At 48.2% G+C, this 272-nt stretch carries 1 protein-coding gene; it reads right to left on the bottom strand.

Features of this window, described 5'->3' with window-relative positions:
- The coding region (locus Q4528_RS13920) for an aldehyde dehydrogenase family protein (RefSeq protein ID WP_303522177.1) at positions 1 to 272 on the bottom strand (272 nt) is incomplete at both ends.

The following is a 272-nucleotide window of genomic DNA, read 5'->3' as shown; positions in this document are numbered from 1 at the left end:
GTGTGTAATCTGTTCACCTGTTTCTAGACCGCCGGTAAATGAAATCATACGAACGTCAGGATGTGTCACAAGCACGTTTCCAATCTCACTCCCTCTTCCGGTAATGACAGAGAGTACTCCGTGTGGAAGATCAGCATTGTCGAATGCTTCCGCTAGAAGAAGCGCGCTAAGCGGAGTTACTGTAGCAGGCTTCACGATGATCGCATTGCCCGCTGCAATTGCTGGTCCGATCTTATGCGCCACAAGATTTAGAGGATCATTAAATGGTGTGA

Source organism: Staphylococcus pasteuri, assembly GCF_030547725.1.
Classification (GTDB): Bacteria; Bacillota; Bacilli; order Staphylococcales; family Staphylococcaceae; genus Staphylococcus; species Staphylococcus pasteuri.
The sequence above is the reverse complement of the archived record's forward strand: the minus strand, read 5'-3'. Positions and strand labels throughout refer to the sequence as shown.